The organism is Arthrobacter sp. AOP36-F1-5 (assembly GCF_058137995.1).
This window is the reverse complement of sequence record NZ_CM176892.1, coordinates 1,037,135-1,053,832: the sequence shown is the minus strand read 5'-3', so window position 1 is coordinate 1,053,832 and position 16,698 is coordinate 1,037,135. Positions and strand designations below refer to the sequence as shown.

Below are 16,698 nucleotides of genomic sequence, written 5' to 3'. Positions count from 1 at the left end.
TGACGGCAACAAATCCTTGTTGCAGACTTTTCAGCATGCAAGAAACGAGAGCTGGATCACATGGCGGCCCCAGGAGTCCCGGATCGCAATCCGCATTGCGCCACCTGAACCAGCAACGCCTCATCGATAGCCTGCTCGCCGGCCCCGCAACCCAGGCCGAGCTCTCCCGCCAGACGGGGCTGTCCACGGCCACCGTCTCCAACATCGTGAAATTCATGCAGGCCTCCGGCCTGGTCGATACCGAACCCACCACCAGTTCGGGACGCCGGGCCCTGAACGTGCGTCTCATCAACGACGGGGCCATCGGTGTCGGCATCGACTTCGGCCGGCGCCACCTGCGGGTGGTCTTCTCCTCGCTGACCTACCAGATCATCGCGGAGAAGACCGTGATCCTGCCGCTCGGGCACCAGGGCGAAGAAGGCATCGCCGCCGCCGCACGGCTCGTGGACGACCTCCTGGCCGAACACGATCTCCAGCGCAGTGCCCTCATCGGTGCCGGCGTGGGCATCCCCGGACCCATCGACCGCCGCAGCGGGACGGTCGCCCAGGGGGCCATCCTGCCCGAATGGGTGGGGCTGAACCTGCAGGAACGCATCGAAGAAGTCCTCGACATCCCGGTCATCGTCGACAACGACGCCAACCTCGGAGCCCTGGCCGAGGTGACGTGGGGTCCGCATAACGGGGTGGATAACCTGGTCTTCATCAAGATCGGTTCGGGCATCGGCGCCGGGTTGATCATCAACGGTTCCCCCTACTACGGCAACATTGGAATCACCGGGGAAATCGGCCATGCGACCGTGCAACAACATGGCTCGATCTGCCGCTGCGGCAACCGCGGTTGCCTGGAAACCGTCGCCTCCACCACCATCATGTCGACCCTGCTGGCCGGGGGCGAGCATCCACCCCACACGGCCGAGGACATCGTCACGCAGGGACGCGCCGGCGGCTCGGCGGTCCTGCGCGTGCTGGACGACGCCGGCATGGCCGTCGGGCAGGAGCTGGGCAACATCGCCAACCTGCTCAACCCCGAAGCCATCGTCGTCGGAGGCCCCCTGGCCGGTCTGGGCGAACTGTTGCTGGACCCGATCCGACGCGGCCTGCACCGCCATGCCGTCCCCATCGTCGGCGAAAGCACGAACGTCGTCATGTCCTCACTGGGTGAACGGGCCGAATCCCTGGGAGCCGCGGCACTGGCCTTCCAGCATGTCGGGATCCGTGCCCCCTGACCCCCGCGGCGGTCCGTGACCGACCAGCACCGAAGAATCCCCTCGACCACCCACTGGAAGGCCCTAGGGCACCATGCACACACCATCTGCCGGACAGCACGCCCCGAACCTGTTGGAAATGCGCTCCATCACCAAGGAGTTCCCGGGCGTCAAGGCCCTGGACACGGTCAACCTCAACGTCCGCGTCGGAGAAATCCACGCGATCTGCGGCGAGAACGGTGCCGGGAAATCGACCCTCATGAAGGTGCTCTCCGGGGTCTACCCGCACGGGACCTACACCGGGGACATCCACTACCAAGGAAAAGTCCAGACCTTCCGCACCATCAATGCCAGCGAAGAGGCCGGCATCGTGATCATCCACCAGGAACTCGCCCTGATCCCCGAGCTGAGCATCATGGAGAACATCTTCCTGGGCAACGAGCCCACCCGCTTCGGGATGATCGACTGGTCCACCGCCCGCCGCTTGTCGCTGGACCTGTTGGCCCGGGTCGGCTTGAACGACGACCCCGACACCCCGATCAAGGAGATCGGGGTCGGCAAGCAGCAACTGGTAGAGATCGCCAAGGCACTGAACAAATCGGTGAAACTGCTCATCCTTGATGAACCGACGGCCGCGTTGAACGAATCCGACTCCCAGCATCTGCTGGATCTGATCCGCGGGCTCAAGGGCAGGGGCATCACCTCGATCATCATTTCCCATAAGCTCAACGAAATCGAACAGGTCGCCGACTCCATCACGATCATCCGCGACGGACGCACCATCGAAAGCCTCGATGTCCAGGCCGACGGCGTCAACGAGGACCGGATCATCAAGGGCATGGTCGGCCGGACCCTGGAGTCGCGCTTCCCCGAGCACGCGGCAGAGCTCGGCGAGACGTTCTTCGAGGTCTCCCACTGGAACGTCGGCCACCCCCAGGTCCAGGACCGGATGGTCTGCAAGGACTCGTCCTTCTTCGTCAGGCGGGGGGAGATCGTCGGTTTCGCCGGGCTCATGGGAGCCGGACGCACCGAATTGGCCCGCTCGGTCTTCGGCCGCTCCTACGGTCGGTACCAATCCGGGACCATCACGATGAACGGCCGCCACCTTGAATTGCGCACCGTCGCCCAGGCCATCCGTGCAGGCCTCGGCTACGTGACCGAGGACCGCAAGACCCTCGGCTTGAACCTGCTCGACGACATCCAGGAGACCACCGTCTCGGCGAACCTGGGCAAGATCAGCAAGCACCAGGTGGTGGACCGGGACCGGGAATTCGAGGTGGCCGAGTACTACCGCAAGGCGCTGCGCATCAAGACCCCCTCGGTGCAGGAAGGGGTTGCCAAGCTCTCCGGCGGCAACCAGCAAAAGGTCGTCCTGGCCAAATGGATGTTCACCGAACCCGACCTGCTCATCCTCGACGAACCCACCCGCGGCATCGACGTGGGAGCCAAGTTCGAGATCTACGGGATCATCCAGCAACTGGCCAGGGCAGGCAAGGGGGTCATCGTCATCTCCTCCGAACTGCCCGAACTACTCGGTCTCTCCGACAGGATCTACACGATCTTCGAGGGAGCCATCACCGGGGTCATGGACCGCGAGGACGCCACCCCCGAGCACCTCATGCGCCTGATGACCTCGGCGCGCCAACCTGCCTGAGCCTTCCGGCCGGCACCTCCCCCACCCGCACCCGCGAACCTAGGAACCGATAATGAACGCGATCAAGCAGCTCTTTGGCGGAAACACCCGTCAATTCGGCATGATCTTTGCCCTGGTGGCCCTGGTGGTCTTCTTCCAGATCATGACCGACGGGGTCACCCTGACCTCGGGCAACCTGATGAACCTACTCAATGGCAATGCCTACATCCTCATCCTGGCCATCGGCATGGTGCTGGTCATCATCGCCGGGCACATCGACCTCTCGGTGGGCTCGATCGCCGCCTTCGTCGGCGTCACCGTGGCCCTGGCCATCCGCGACTGGGGGCTGCCCGCCTGGGCCGGCATCCTCCTGGGTCTGGCCCTGGGCGTGGTGATCGGAGCCTGGCAGGGCTTCTGGGTCGCCTATGTCGGGATCCCCGCGTTCATCGTGACCCTGGCGGGCATGATGCTCTTCCGCGGACTGAACCAGTTCGTGGGCAAATCCAACACGATCCCGGTCCCGGAGGACTTCCAGTACATCGGTGCCGGCTACCTCAGGGAGGTCGGACCCAATACCGGCTACAACAACCTCACCCTCCTGCTCGGCCTGGCCACCGTCGCCCTGGTGGTCATCATGTCGCTGCGCGGCCGTGCCAAGGCCCTGCGGCTGGGCGCCCTGGTCCCGCCGCTGTGGGTCCAGCTCACCAAACTGACCCTGATCAGCGCCGCCATCCTCTACGCCACCTATCTCTTTGCCACCGGCCGACCGGGGACCTCGCTGCCGATTCCGGGAATCATCCTCATCGGCCTGGTGATCATCTACGGCTTCATTTCCTCGCGCACGGTCTTCGGCCGCCATATCTACGCCGTCGGTGGCAACCGCCACGCCGCCGAGCTCTCCGGCGTCCGCTCCAAGAAGGTCAACTTCCTGGTCATGATGAACATGGCAGTCCTCGCCGGGTTGGCCGGCATGATCTTCGTGGCCCGTTCCACCGCCTCGGGGCCCTCCGATGGCAACATGTGGGAGCTCGACGCGATCGCCGCGGTCTTCATCGGCGGCGCCGCCGTCACCGGCGGCGTCGGCACCGTGGTCGGTTCGATCATCGGCGGCCTGGTGATGGCCGTGCTGAACAACGGCCTGCAGCTGCTCGGCGTCGGGGCCGATGCCACCCAGATCATCAAGGGCCTGGTGCTGCTGGCAGCCGTCGCCTTCGATGTCTACAACAAATCCCAGGGCAAACCCTCCATCACGGGTCTGTTGACCCGGGGGCTGTCCTCCCGCAACCGTCCCGCGGACGAAGGGATCCCCTCCACCCCGGATAAGATCCCGACCTCTGTCTGACACCTTCCATCCGGCTCCACCCGCACCACCAGAAAGAGAAACCAATGAAGATCATGGGCAAAGCAACCAAGTTCGCCGCGGTCACGGCGATCGCCGCGCTGGCACTGACCGGTTGCGGCCGGCAGGATGCCGGGGCCGCCGCCGACGCGGACGGTGCTTCAGGATTCGACGAGGGCGCCACCATCGGTGTCGCCCTGCCGCAGAAGACCAGTGAGAACTGGGTCCTGGCGGAGAACCTATTCAATAAGGACCTCAAGGACAAGGGTTTCAAACCCGACGTGCAGTTCGCCAACAGCGGCGTCGCCGAACAGCAGAACCAGATCAACGCCATGATCTCCAAGGGCGCGAAGGTCATCATCGTCGGGGCCATCGACGGAGCCCAGTTGGGCAACCAGCTCAAGGCCGCCAAGGAGGCCGGGGCCACCATCATCGCCTACGACCGGCTGCTGCTGAACACCCAGGACGTCGACTACTACGTCGCCTACGACAACTTCAAGGTCGGCCAGCTCCAGGGCCAGGCCCTGCTGGACGGGTTGAAGGAGAAGAAGGGCAAGGCCCCGTACAACATCGAGCTGCTCGCCGGCTCCCCCGACGATGCCAACGCCCAGGTCTTCTTCGACGGCGCCATGGACGTGCTGAAGCCGGCCATCAAGGACAAGACCGTCAAGGTGGCCTCGGGGCAGCAGAAGTTCGAGCAGGCGGTGACCCAGGGGTGGAAGGCGGAAAACGCGCAGAAGCGCATGGACACCCTGCTCACCGGCACCTACACCGGTTCCAAGTCCCTCGACGGGGTCCTCTCCCCCAATGACACCCTGGCCCGCGCCGCCCTGACCTCGGTCAAGGCAGCAGGCAAGGACGTCCCGGTCGTCACCGGGCAGGACTCCGAGGTCGAGTCGGTGAAGTCCATCATGAAGGGCGTGCAGTACTCCACCATCAACAAGGACACCCGTGCCCTGGTGGAGCATTCGGTCACCATGGTCCAGGACCTGCAGGAGGGCAAGGACGTCGAAGTCAACGACCCCGACTCCTACGACAACGGGACCAAGGTCGTTCCGGCCTACCTGCTCAAGCCGCAGATCGTCACCCAGGAGAACGTCAAGGAAGCCTATGTCAACGATCCGGTGCTGGGCCCGCTGACGAAGTAGCGACCCCCGCCTCCGGCGGCAAGGGAGGACGACGACGGAACCCGTCGTCGTCCTCCCTTCGTAGTCCCAGGGGGCCGGTGCAGTCCTACTGCGGCCGCGCGCTGCTGCGCCGCCAGATCGCCGCCAGGATCGCTCCCGAGACGTTGTGCCAGACGGAGAACACGGCGCCGGGCAGGGCGGCCTCGGGCGCGAAATAGGTCTTGGCCAGCCCGGCGGCCAGCCCCGAGTTCTGCATTCCGACCTCGATGGCCATGGTCCTGCGGGAGGGGATCGGCAATCCGAAGATCCGGGCGGCCCCGTAGCCGACCAGGTAGCCCAGCCCGTTGTGCAGGATGACCGCTGCCAGGATGAGCAGCCCGGCGCTGAAGATGGCCTCGGCGCTGCCTGCGACGACGGCGATGACCACGAAGGTGATGGCCAGGACCGAGACCCAGGGCAGTGCCGGCAGGATGGCGGCCACCAGCGCCGGGGCGACGGTGCGCACGATCAGGCCCAGCACCACCGGGATCAAGACGATCTGCACGATCGACACGGCCATCGACCCGGCCGCGACGGGCAGGTACTGTCCGGCCAGCCAGAGGGTCAGCAGCGGGGTGAAGATCGGGGCGAGCAACGTCGACACGCTGGTCATCGTCACCGACAGGGCGACATCGCCCTTGGCGAGATAGGTGACCACGTTCGACGACGTCCCTCCCGGGGCGCAACCCACCAGGATGACCCCTGCCGCCAGGGCCGGCGGCAGCCCCAGCAGGCTGGCGACCCCCAGCCCGAGCAGCGGCATGATCACATATTGGGCGATGACTCCCAGCAGCACCGGCAAGGGTTGGCACACCACCAGGGAGAAGTCGGGCAGGGTCAGGGTCAGGCCCATGCCGAACATGATGAGCATCAGCCCCGGGTTGATCAGCGGCGCCAGCGAGGTGAAGGGGGCCGGGAAGAACAAGGCCACCGCCCCGCCCGCGAGAATCAGGAGCGGGAACAGCGTCACGGCCACCCGGGCGCTGCGTTCCTCGCCGGGGTTCGTCCCGCCCCGGGGTTCGGTCGTCACCGTCGACGGCGCCTCTGGCCCGCCGGGTCCTTCAGGAGTGCTTGGCATGGAAACCATGGTTTCAAACCCGGGCCCGGGGCCGATAATTGTGACTTGGGGCGCCCACTGTGTCCCACGCCACCGCAGGTCCGGGCTCCCCTGCTTTAGGCTGGTGGGGCATCCCGCGCATCAGCGTGGTCCGCCGCGCGCCCGCCATCACCGGGCGCCGGTGCCCCAGCATCTGTCGAGGAAGTCACACCCATGCCCGTAGTCCCCCGTCCCGCACGGCCGGCCTCGCTCGCCGCGTCCCTGCTCGCTTCCCTTCTCGTCCTGACCGCTTGCGCCGGTTCGGGTGGCCCCGGAGGTTCGGCCTCCGATGACACCCCGGTCGAGGGTGGGACCCTGGTCTACGCTTCGGGCGACGCCGAACCGACCTGCCTGGACCCGCATGTGGGCGGGAACTACCCGCAGGCCCTGTTGGCCGGCCAATACCTCGAGACCCTGTACACCAAGGACGAAGAGGGGAAGATCGTCCCGTGGCTGGCCTCCGGGGCGGAAGCCTCCGAGGACGGGCTGACCTGGACGCTCACCCTGCGCGAGGGCATCGAATTCACCGACGGGACCGCGTTGGACGCGGCCACGGTCAAGGCGAACATCGAACACCTGCAGGACCCCGACACCGCCTCCTCCACCGGCTATCTGGCGGTGGCGAAGATCAAGAGCATGGACGTCGTGGACGATTCGACGTTGACGTTGAACCTCTCGGCCCCGGATTCGGCCCTGCTGGAATCGTTCTCGATGCCGTGGGTCGCGATCGAATCGGCGCAGGCCTTGAAACGCAGCCAGGCCGACAACTGCGCCGCCCCGGTGGGCACCGGCCCCTTCACCGTCTCCAAGTGGACCAAACAGGATTCGGTGGAACTGACCCGCAACGAGGACTACACGGTCCCCGTCGACGGCGCCGACCATGCGGGGCCCGCCCATCTGGAGGCCATCACCTGGAAGTTCATCCCCGAGGCCGCCACCCGTTATGCCGCCCTGCAATCGGGCACGGTGGACATGATCGACAACGCCCAGCCGGACACCATCAAGGCCGCCGAGGACGCCGAGGACATCGACCACCTCGATGCCCCGCGTCCGGGGGCCTCGAACCGGATCGAACTGAATTCCTCCAAGGCCCCGTTCGACGATGCGAAGGTCCGTGAGGCCTTCATCCGCGCCGTGGACGTCCAGGACGGCCTCTCCTCGCTGTTCTTCGATACGGCAGAGCGCTCCTATTCGGCACTGTCCAGCGTCGAACCGATGGGCTACTCCGATGAATCCGCCTTCGAGCGGGACCCCGAACAGGCCAATCGGCTGCTGGACGAGGCCGGCTGGACCGACCGCGATTCCCAGGGGTACCGCACCCAGGACGGCAAACGCCTGTCCCTGACCTTCCCGGTGAGCACCAACCAGTCGGTCCCGGCCGAACAGTCGCTCTTCCAGCAGTTCCAGGCCACCGCCAAGGAGGTCGGCTTCGAGGTCAAGCTCGACCTGCTGGACCTCTCCAGCTGGTACGACGTCCTGGGCGAGAACCACTACGACCTGGTCAGCGCCCCGTACACGAAGGTCGGCCCCGACGTGCTGTCCATCCTGTTCCATTCCTCCAACACGGTCCCGGCCCCTTCGGGCTACTTCGCCAACCACGCCCAGGTCAAGGACAAGAAGCTCGACGCCCTGTTGGAGGAGGCCAGCGCCACCAACGACGCCGATGAGCGCGAGGCCAAGTACACCGAAGCCCAGAAGATCGTCCTGGAAGGCCATTACCTCCTGCCGTTGTACGACCAGCAGAACCACTTCCTGTACAGCACGGATCTGCACGACGTCGGGGCGATGACCGCGGTGGCCTCCCCGACGTTCCACGACGCCTGGTTGGCGAAGTAGGAACGACGCCGGAGCATGGCCGGGCAGACGACCTCCGACCCCACCCAGACCCGACGCAGCAGCCGGGGCGCCCCCACCGCGTGGCGTCCCGTCGGCGTCTGGCTGGCTCGTCGTGCCGCCTCGGCGGTCTTCGTGCTCTGGGCCGTGGCCACACTGATCTTCGTCGCCATCCGTCTCATCCCCGGGGACCCGGCGGAGGCGATCATGGGCGGGCCCGGGTCGCAGGCTTCGGCCGAGGCCCTCGAATCCGCCCGGGTCGACTACGGGCTCGACCGGCCGGTGGGCGTGCAGTACCTGACCCTGTTGGGGCATCTGGCCACCGGGAACCTGGGGACCTCGTATTCGTTGAAGATCCCGGTCTCCGAGGTGCTGGCCGCCCAACTTCCGGGAACGCTCGGCCTGGCCGTCGGCGCCTGGATCCTGGCCTGGGTGGTGGCCCTGGGGCTCGCCCTCTATTCGGGGTTGGGCGGTCGGGGCGCCTCCGCCGTCGGTTCGGCCCTGGAGATCGCCGCGGCCTCGGTCCCGCACTTCTGGCTCGGTTCGGTGCTGGTGCTCCTCTTCTCCAGCGCCTGGCGGTGGCTGCCACCGGTCAGCAACGGCACGGTCGCCGGGCTGGTCATGCCGATCGTCACCCTGGCCCTGCCGTTGGCGGGATTCCTGGGCCAGGTGATGCGTGAGTCCATGGTGACCGCACTGAACTCACCCTTCGCGCTCTCGGCCCGCGCCCGCGGGGAGTCCGAGGCCGGCGTCGTGCTCCGCCATGCCCTGCGCCATGCGGCCCTGCCCGGGGTGGCCCTCTCCGGCTGGGCTTTGGGGTCCCTGGTCTCCGGCGCGGTCGTCGTGGAGTCGATCTTCGCCCGGCCCGGCCTGGGGCGCACCCTGCTCGAGGCCGTCACGCTGCGCGACGTCCCCCTGGTCACCGGGGTCGCATTGGTTTCGGCGCTGGCCTACGTCGTGGTCATGGCTCTCTCCGATCTGGCCGAACGGCTCATCGACCCGCGGATCCGGGGGCGGTGACCCCCGTGTCTTCCACCATGTCGAGCCTGCCGGGGCCGTTCCCGCGCGGTCCGGGCCCGCGCCGCCGGCCGGGCCCGCGCCGCTGGCCGGGCCCCGGGGTCATCCTGCCGGCCCTCGCCGCAACCACCGCCTGCTTCCTGGTCCTCGCCGCCGTCGTACCCTGGTGGTTGGCGCCCACCGACCCGCTGGCCATCGACCCCGGGGCCGCCTTCTCCAGCCCCTCCCTCTCCCACTGGTTCGGCACCGACGAATCGGGGCGGGACCTCTATTCGCGCGTGGTCCACGGGGCCCGGCCCTCGTTGCTCATCGGGGCCGCGGCCACCGCCCTGGGACTGGGGTTGGCCCTGGTCCTGGGGCTGGCCTCCGGGCTGGGCGGACGCTGGCTCGACGCAGGGATCGGACGCCTCGTCGAAGTGATGCTGGCGCTGCCCGGATTGCTCCTGGCCCTGGTGTTCATCGCGTTGGCCGGTCCCGGGGTGTCCACCACGATCGTCGCCGTGGGGCTGACCACCGCCCCGGGCTACGCCCGGATCATCCGGTCCCAGGCCAGGGCCCTGCGCGGCTCGGCGATGATCGAGTCGGCCCGGGTCCTGGGCCACCATCCGGCGAAGATCCTGTTCCGGCATCTGCTGCCCAATGCCTTGGGCCCCGTCCTGGTGTTGGCGACCCTGGGGGTGGGCCAGGCAGTCATCTGGGCCTCGGCGTTGAGCTTCCTCGGGCTCGGCGAGGCCCCTCCGGCGCCCGAATGGGGCGCCATGCTCGCGGCGGGACGCACCTATCTGGGCTCCGCCTGGTGGATGACGTTCTTCCCCGGTCTGACCATCGTCGCCACGGCGGCGGCCAGCACTGTACTCGGCAGGTCCCTCCAACGACGGGCGGTCGGCGCATGAACGGGCCATCGCTGTTGCGGGTCGAGGGGCTCCAGGTCGGATTCGGCGGCACCCCGGTGGTGCACGACGTCGGCCTGGACGTAGGCCGGGGCGAATGCCTGGCCCTGGTGGGAGAATCCGGGTCGGGTAAATCGGTGACCGCGCGGGCCCTGTTGGGGCTCTCGGGCCGGGCCGCCCGGGTGGACGCCCGCCGGTGGGAGTTCGACGGCGCCTCCCTGCACGGGGCAGGCGCGCGGCAGTGGCGGCGCCTGCGCGGAACCCGGATCGGGTTGGTGCTCCAGGATGCGCTGGTCTCGCTGGACCCGCTGCGCACCATCGGCCGGGAAATCGACGACTCGCTGCGCCTGCACACCTCCCTCTCCGCCGCCTCCCGGGGCCGCCGGGTGGCCGGGTTGCTGGAATCGATGGGACTGCAGACCGTTGATGCCGGGCGGCGGGCCGGGGAACTCTCCGGCGGCATGCGCCAACGGGCGCTGATCGCCTCCGCGATGGCCTTGGATCCGGAGCTGCTCATCGCCGACGAACCCACCACGGCCCTGGATGCCGAATCCCAGGCCCAGGTCCTCGGGGTGCTGGCCTCCTTGCGCTCCGGGGGGTCGTCGCTGCTGCTGATCAGCCACGATCTGGCGGTGGTCTCCTCGGTGGCGGACCGGGTGGCCATCATGCGCGGGGGCAGGATCGTCGAACAGGGTCCCACCGCCACGGTCCTGTCCCACCCGGAGCACGAATACACCAGGATGCTCCTGCGCGCCGTTCCGGCCGGTCGCCCCCGCGGCACCCGCCTGTCGGTGGCACCGGCGGATCCCGGGGCGCCGGAGCCGGTCTCTTTGCTGGATCCCGTGCCGGAGTCGAAGCCGCGGCCGGTGTCGGGCCCTGGTTCGTCGCAGGGGACGGTGCTGGAGGCCAGGCACCTGTCGAGGACCTTCGCGGTCAAAGGCGGCGAGGACTTCCGGGCCGTGGATGATGTGGGCCTGCGGGTGGAAGCCGGGCGCACGCTGGGCCTGGTCGGCGCCTCCGGATCGGGCAAGAGCACGACGGCGCGGATCCTGCTGGGCTTGGAGGAACCCGATGAAGGCACGGTCGAGCTGTTCGGCGGTGACTGGGTTCCGGGGAAGGAATCCTCCCGCCGGGCGCGCCGGCCACTGCTCGGGGCCGTCTACCAGGACGCGTTGAGTTCCTTCGATCCCCGCCGACGCGTCGGGGCCATCCTGGCCGATGCCCTGACCGTCCGCGGTGGCGGGGCCGGGGCCGACGGCGGCTGGGGCGCCGATTCCCCGGAGGCGCTGTTGGAACTGGTCGGCCTGGCCCCGGGGCTGACCGGACGGCATCCACGGACCCTCTCCGGGGGCCAACGTCAACGCGTTGCGATCGCCCGGGCGTTGGCCCCGGGACCCCGGGTGCTCATCTGCGATGAGCCCGTGTCCTCGCTGGATGTCTCGGTCCAGGCCAGGATCCTGGACCTGCTCGATGACCTGCAGGCCGGATTCGGGTTGGGGTACCTGTTCATTTCCCACGATCTGGCCGTCGTACGCCATGTCAGCGACCGGCTGGCGGTGATGCGGCAGGGGCGCATCGTGGAATCAGGGGCCACCGAAGAGGTCTTCGCCGCCCCGCAGCACCCCTATACCCGGGCCTTGCTGGCCGCCTCCCCCACGCTGGCGACCGGCTGAGCAACCGGCCGGGAACGCCCCCGGGGCGGTTCCCCCGGGCCGAAGACCCCCGGCACCGCACACGGCGCGTGGCCCGATGGAAGTCATCGGGCCACGCGCCGTCGTGGTCCTGCCGCCGCAGCGGTGGCCGAGGCCCTAGCCCAGCTTGGAGACCAGGGACTGCAGGACGCGGTTCAGCGTGGCCGAGGGGCGCATGGCCGCCTGGGCCAACTCGTCGGAGGGACGGTAGTAGCCGCCCAGCTCCACGGCTGAACCCTGGACCCCGAGCAGTTCGGCGTTGATGTCGTCCTCGTGGGTCACGAAGTCCTTTGCCACCTCGGCAAAGGCGGCGGCCAGCTCGACATCCTCTTCCTGACGGGCCAGCTCCTGGGCCCAGTACATGGCCAGGTAGAAGTGGCTGCCCCGGTTGTCGAGCTCCCCGACCTTACGCTTGGGCGACTTGTCCTCGAGCAGGAACGTGCCGGTGGCGGCGTCGAGGGTGTCGGCCAGCACCTGGGCGCGGGCGTTCGACGTGGAACTGGACAGGTGGGCGAAGGATTCGGCCAGGGCCAGGAATTCACCCAGCGAATCCCAGCGCAGGTGGTTTTCCTGCAGCAGTTGCACCACGTGCTTCGGCGCGGAACCGCCGGCGCCGGTCTCGAAGAGGCCGCCCCCGTTGATCAGCGGGACCACCGATAGCATCTTGGCGCTGGTGCCCAGCTCGAGGATCGGGAAGAGGTCGGTCAGGTAGTCGCGCAGCACGTTGCCGGACACCGAGATGGTGTCCTCGCCGCGACGCAGGCGCTCCAGCGTGTAGGTGGTCGCCTCGACGGGGGCCATGATCTGCAGCGACAGGCCCTCGGTGTCGTGATCGGCCAGGTACTCGGTGACCTTGGCGATCAGGTTGCGGTCGTGGGCGCGGGTCTCGTCGAGCCAGAAGATCGCCGGCATCCCGGAGGTGCGGGCCCGGGTGACGGCGAGCTTGACCCAATCGCGGATCGGGGTGTCCTTGGTCTGGCAGGCACGCCAGATATCGCCCTGCTCGACCTGGTGCTCGATGAGGACCCGGTCGGCGGAATCCACGATCTGCACGGTGCCTGCTCCGGCGATCTCGAACGTCTTGTCGTGGCTGCCGTATTCCTCGGCTGCCTGGGCCATCAGCCCGACGTTGGGGACGGTGCCCATGGTGGTCGGGTCGTAGGCGCCGTGGGCGCGGCAGTCCTCGACGACGGCCTGGTAGACCCCGGCGTAGGAGCTATCCGGCAGCACGGCCAGGGTGTCGTGTTCGCCGTCGTCCGCGCCCCACATGTGGCCCGAGGTGCGGATCATCGCCGGCATGGAGGCGTCGACGATGACATCCGAGGGCACGTGCAGGTTGGTGATGCCCTTGGTCGAATCGACCATCGCGATGCCCGGCCCGTTGGCCAGGCCGTCCTCGATGGCGGTCTTGACCCCGTCGCGCACCTCTTCGGAGAGGTCCTCGAGTCCGCCGAGGATGGCGGCCAGGCCGTGGTTGGGGCTCAGTCCGGCCGCTTCGAGGTCCTCGCCATAGGTGGCGAAGAGGTCGGGGAAGAACGCCTTGACCACGTGGCCGAAGATGATGGGGTCGGAGATCTTCATCATGGTCGCCTTCAGGTGGGCGGAGAAGAGCACCCCTTCCTTCTTGGCACGGGCGACCTGGTCGGCCAGGAACGCGTCGAGCTGCGCGGCGGACATGAAGGTTCCGTCGATGACCTCGCCCTTGAGCACGTCGAAGGCCTTCTTCAGGACCTTGACGGTCCCGTCCTGGGCGATGAAGCGGATCTCGATCCGGTCATCGGAGTCCATGACGACCGACTTCTCGTTGGCGCGGAAGTCCCCGTCGGCCATGGTGGCGACGTTGGTCTTCGAATCCGCGGACCAGGCACCCATGGAGTGCGGGTACTTGCGGGCGTAGTTCTTCACCGACAGCGGGGCCCGGCGGTCCGAGTTGCCTTCGCGCAACACCGGGTTCACGGCGGAGCCCTTGATGCGGTCGTAGCGTGAACGGATGTCCGTTTCCTCGTCGGAGGCCGGGTTGTTCGGGTAGTCCGGCAGTGCGTAGCCCTGCGACTGCAGTTCGGCGATGGCCGCCTTGAGCTGCGGCATGGAGGCACTGATGTTCGGCAGCTTGATGATGTTCGCTTCGGGCTTCCGGGCCAGGGCGCCGAGTTCGGCCAGCGCATCGTTCTGGCGCTGGTCCTCGCTCAGGAAGTCACCGAAGAGGGCGATGATGCGGCCGGCCAGCGAAATATCGCGGGTCTCGAATTCGACGCCGGCGGTCGAGGCGAAGGCTTCGACGATGGGCAGGAAGGAATAGGTGGCCAGCATCGGCGCTTCGTCGGTGTGGGTGTAGATAATCTTTGCCATGGGTGAGGCATCTCCCTGAAGGTCAACGGTTTGGGGAGATCAACGTGATGATCTCAACGTATCCAACTTACCCGAGAGGGCCCGTGGGCCCCTATTCCCGGGGGCTACTCGTCCTCGGGGGCACTCGCATCCGGGGTGTGCTTCAGCGCGGTGATCTTCCAGGCACCGTCGTCGTATTTTGCGGTCACCGTGTAGGTGGTGCCCTCGGCATCCCACTCGGTTTCCTCCACGACCTCGCCGCCCTTGTCCAGGACCTTCTTCGCATCCTCCATGTAGGGCACGACGGCGCTCAGCTGGCCGTCCTGGTCGACCTCGCCCACCGCAACCACGTCCTGCGGCTTGGGCTGCCCACCCTCGATGCTGCCTTCGTCGTCGTACACCCGGGCAATGGCCCCGGCGGCGTCCTCGCATTCGGTGCAGTCCTCGGTGACCGCGAGCATGTCATCGGTCTGGCCCGTCTGCAGTGCGTAGGACATGGCCTCGTAGTAGTAGTACGTGGTCGCCGACAGCCCGTCGGCCCCTTCGGCCTTCATCTGGTCGTTGGTCTCCGGGGCGGCGATCGCCGCCTTGGCCGAGGAGGCGGAGGAGGACGAATCGGCGGCCGGTTCACCGGCGGAACAGCCGGCCAGGGCCAGGGAAGCAGCGGCGACGGCGATTCCGGCGCCCAGGACGTGGGGGAACTTCATATGCGATGACTCCAGAAGTGGTGTTGGTCGGTGCCGACGGCCCGCCATGGCGTCCGTCACCGCCACCATATCCCGTTGCCCCAGGCCACTAGTTGTGGGATGCGCCACATTCCGCGGTTCCCGCGACCGCACCGTGTCCGACCTCACAACGGATCGGTATGATGGTCCGGGCCCCGGGTCCCCTCCGAGGCACCACCGAACAAAGGACGGCTCCCATGCCCGAAATGGCCTTGGCGATCGATGGCGGGCAAACGGGCATCCGCGCCCAGGTGCTCCAGGACGATGGCACCGCCTCCCCCGACGTCGAGGTCCTTGAATTCCGGGGCATCCTCACCGACCGGCCGCTGGCCGGCCAGATCGCCGACGTCGTCGCCCGGGCCCGCGAGGCGGCCGGCCACGATTTCAGGACCGTCTCCGCGGGACTGTCGGGACTGACCGACGGCGAGGGGCTGGCACCGGCACTGTTGGCTGCCACCACCGGCTACGGCGTTCACTCGGTACACATCACCCACGATTCGGTCAGTTCATACCTGGGGGCACTGGGTGACTCCCCCGGCGCCGTGATCGCCTCCGGGACCGGCGCGGTCACCCTGGCCGTGGGCGCCACGGAGGTGGTGCGCATCGACGGCTGGGGCTACATCATGGGCGACGCCGGCAGCGGCTACTGGATGGGCCGGGCGGCCCTGGACGCGGTGATGCGCGACTTCGACGGTCGCGGCCCCGCCACCACCCTGACCGAGGTGGTGCGCGCCGATTTCCCCGATCTGGCCCAGGCCTACGTCGAACTCCAACGCGATCCGGACCGCGTCAGCCGCACCGCCTCCTATGCCGCCACGGTGGCCCGGCTCGCCGCGACCGACGAAGTGTCCCGCCGGATCTGTGATGACGCGGCCCGGGAACTGGCCCTGGCCGTCTCCACCGGGTTGCGCCGGGTGGGGCAGGACCGGGCCGAGGCCCCGGCCGTCTGCTTCCTCGGTGGGGTGCTGCGCGGGGAACGCGTCCGCAGCCAACTCATCTCCCGGCTGGCGGCGCTCTGGCCGCATCTGCAGGTGCGTGAGCCCGCGGCCACCTCGCTTCAGGGCGCGGCCCTGCTCCCGTTCCTACCCGCGGATTCGGCCCTGGCACACCAGGTGTTGACGGCCCGGAACTAGAATCCGCTCCGGCGCAGGCGGACCCGGGGGCGCACCCGCTGGACGGCTCTTTGCTCCGGCCGCTCCGCGGTGATCTCCCGGAGCATCTCATGCTCGGCCCGGCTGGCGGCCGGCCGCCGGGCGGCCCGGAAACGGTACACGATCCACCAGACGCCGCCGACCAGGCCCACGGCCCCGATCAGCAGGCCCAGGGCCAGATTGCTTGAATCATCTCCGCTGGTTTCGGCAGCAGCCAACAGGCCACCGGTGATGGTGATGAGCATGTTCCCCCCAGCTGTTGTTGCGCCGGTCCTTCCGGACCGGGCTAGATGCCCCCGCGGCGGACCGGCCGCACGGTCGTCTGGTCGTTGACGACCTTCTGTTCGGGGCGCACCCCGTTCATTTCACGGAGCCTTTCGTGTTCTTCCCGGCTGGCTGCCGGGCGGCGGGCCACCAGGTAGCGCCGCAGGAACCATCCGGCGGCGCCCAGGACGATGACGGCCCCCACCACCAGTCCGACGACGAGGTTCCCCGAACCGTTTTCGCTCGCTGCTGCTGTTGCTGTACCTGCGGCAATGATGCTGAACATGAGGCCCCCTTCGGGTCTGCGTTCATTTCAGCGTACGACTCCGGGGCGGACGGGTCATCCCCACCGAGGATGAC

At 68.0% G+C, this 16,698-nt stretch carries 14 protein-coding genes; 9 read left to right on the top strand and 5 right to left on the bottom strand.

Going from position 1 to position 16,698, the window contains the following annotated elements:
* Window positions 1-35 precede the first annotated feature (35 nt).
* The 4 genes from AC3ZI9_RS04840 to AC3ZI9_RS04825 all read left to right on the top strand — a co-directional run bounded on the left by AC3ZI9_RS04840 (window position 36) and on the right by AC3ZI9_RS04825 (window position 5,325).
* Window positions 36-1,226: an ROK family transcriptional regulator gene (locus AC3ZI9_RS04840; RefSeq protein ID WP_444554291.1), complete on the top strand. Its 1,191-nt coding sequence runs from the start codon at window positions 36-38 to the stop codon at window positions 1,224-1,226.
* A gap of 73 nt (window positions 1,227-1,299) precedes the next feature.
* Window positions 1,300-2,859 carry a multiple monosaccharide ABC transporter ATP-binding protein gene (gene mmsA / locus AC3ZI9_RS04835; protein ID WP_444554292.1) on the top strand — a complete coding sequence of 520 codons (1,560 nt, stop codon included), beginning with the start codon at window positions 1,300-1,302 and terminating at the stop codon, window positions 2,857-2,859.
* A gap of 52 nt (window positions 2,860-2,911) precedes the next feature.
* Window positions 2,912-4,180, top strand: coding sequence for a multiple monosaccharide ABC transporter permease (gene mmsB / locus AC3ZI9_RS04830; protein ID WP_444554293.1), 1,269 nt, complete (start codon window positions 2,912-2,914; stop codon window positions 4,178-4,180).
* Between the two features lie 44 nt (window positions 4,181-4,224).
* Complete coding sequence (locus AC3ZI9_RS04825) at window positions 4,225-5,325, top strand: substrate-binding domain-containing protein (protein WP_444554294.1); 1,101 nt, start codon at window positions 4,225-4,227, stop codon at window positions 5,323-5,325.
* 85 nt (window positions 5,326-5,410) lie between these two features.
* Here AC3ZI9_RS04825 and AC3ZI9_RS04820 read toward each other — a convergent pair whose 3' ends face one another.
* Window positions 5,411-6,421 carry a bile acid:sodium symporter family protein gene (locus tag AC3ZI9_RS04820; protein WP_489923910.1) on the bottom strand — a complete coding sequence of 337 codons (1,011 nt, stop codon included), beginning with the start codon at window positions 6,419-6,421 and terminating at the stop codon, window positions 5,411-5,413.
* A gap of 192 nt (window positions 6,422-6,613) precedes the next feature.
* Between AC3ZI9_RS04820 and AC3ZI9_RS04815 the strand changes: the two genes are divergently transcribed.
* From AC3ZI9_RS04815 to AC3ZI9_RS04800, 4 genes are read left to right on the top strand one after another with little or no spacing between them, the layout of a single operon-like run.
* The gene (locus AC3ZI9_RS04815) at window positions 6,614-8,275 is read left to right on the top strand and encodes an ABC transporter substrate-binding protein (protein ID WP_489923909.1); all 1,662 of its coding nucleotides are present in this window, start codon (window positions 6,614-6,616) and stop codon (window positions 8,273-8,275) included.
* 15 nt (window positions 8,276-8,290) lie between these two features.
* A complete protein-coding gene (locus AC3ZI9_RS04810) occupies window positions 8,291-9,292 on the top strand; it encodes an ABC transporter permease (protein ID WP_444554297.1) in 1,002 nt (333 codons plus the stop codon).
* A 5-nt stretch (window positions 9,293-9,297) separates the two neighbouring features.
* Window positions 9,298-10,182, top strand: a complete 885-nt coding sequence (locus AC3ZI9_RS04805) for an ABC transporter permease (RefSeq protein WP_489923908.1) — start codon at window positions 9,298-9,300, stop codon at window positions 10,180-10,182.
* Window positions 10,179-11,852: a dipeptide ABC transporter ATP-binding protein gene (locus AC3ZI9_RS04800; RefSeq protein ID WP_444561315.1), complete on the top strand. Its 1,674-nt coding sequence runs from the start codon at window positions 10,179-10,181 to the stop codon at window positions 11,850-11,852. The genes AC3ZI9_RS04805 and AC3ZI9_RS04800 overlap by 4 nt, the downstream gene beginning before the upstream one ends.
* A 135-nt stretch (window positions 11,853-11,987) precedes the next feature.
* Here the strand turns inward: AC3ZI9_RS04800 and AC3ZI9_RS04795 are convergent, their stop codons facing one another.
* Window positions 11,988-14,219, bottom strand: coding sequence for an NADP-dependent isocitrate dehydrogenase (locus AC3ZI9_RS04795; RefSeq protein ID WP_444561314.1), 2,232 nt, complete (start codon window positions 14,217-14,219; stop codon window positions 11,988-11,990).
* Window positions 14,220-14,323: 104 nt separating this feature from the next.
* Window positions 14,324-14,905: a DUF6318 family protein gene (locus tag AC3ZI9_RS04790; protein WP_489923907.1), complete on the bottom strand. Its 582-nt coding sequence runs from the start codon at window positions 14,903-14,905 to the stop codon at window positions 14,324-14,326.
* A gap of 215 nt (window positions 14,906-15,120) precedes the next feature.
* Here AC3ZI9_RS04790 and AC3ZI9_RS04785 point away from each other — a divergent pair, with 215 nt between their 5' ends.
* Entirely contained in the window at window positions 15,121-16,056 is a 936-nt protein-coding gene (locus AC3ZI9_RS04785) for an N-acetylglucosamine kinase (RefSeq protein WP_444554302.1), read from the top strand.
* Here the strand turns inward: AC3ZI9_RS04785 and AC3ZI9_RS04780 are convergent.
* Entirely contained in the window at window positions 16,053-16,319 is a 267-nt protein-coding gene (locus AC3ZI9_RS04780; RefSeq protein WP_444554303.1) for a hypothetical protein, read from the bottom strand. The genes AC3ZI9_RS04785 and AC3ZI9_RS04780 overlap by 4 nt on opposite strands.
* A gap of 41 nt (window positions 16,320-16,360) precedes the next feature.
* A complete protein-coding gene (locus AC3ZI9_RS04775; RefSeq protein ID WP_444554304.1) occupies window positions 16,361-16,624 on the bottom strand; it encodes a hypothetical protein in 264 nt (87 codons plus the stop codon).
* Between the last annotated feature and the right edge of the window lie 74 nt (window positions 16,625-16,698).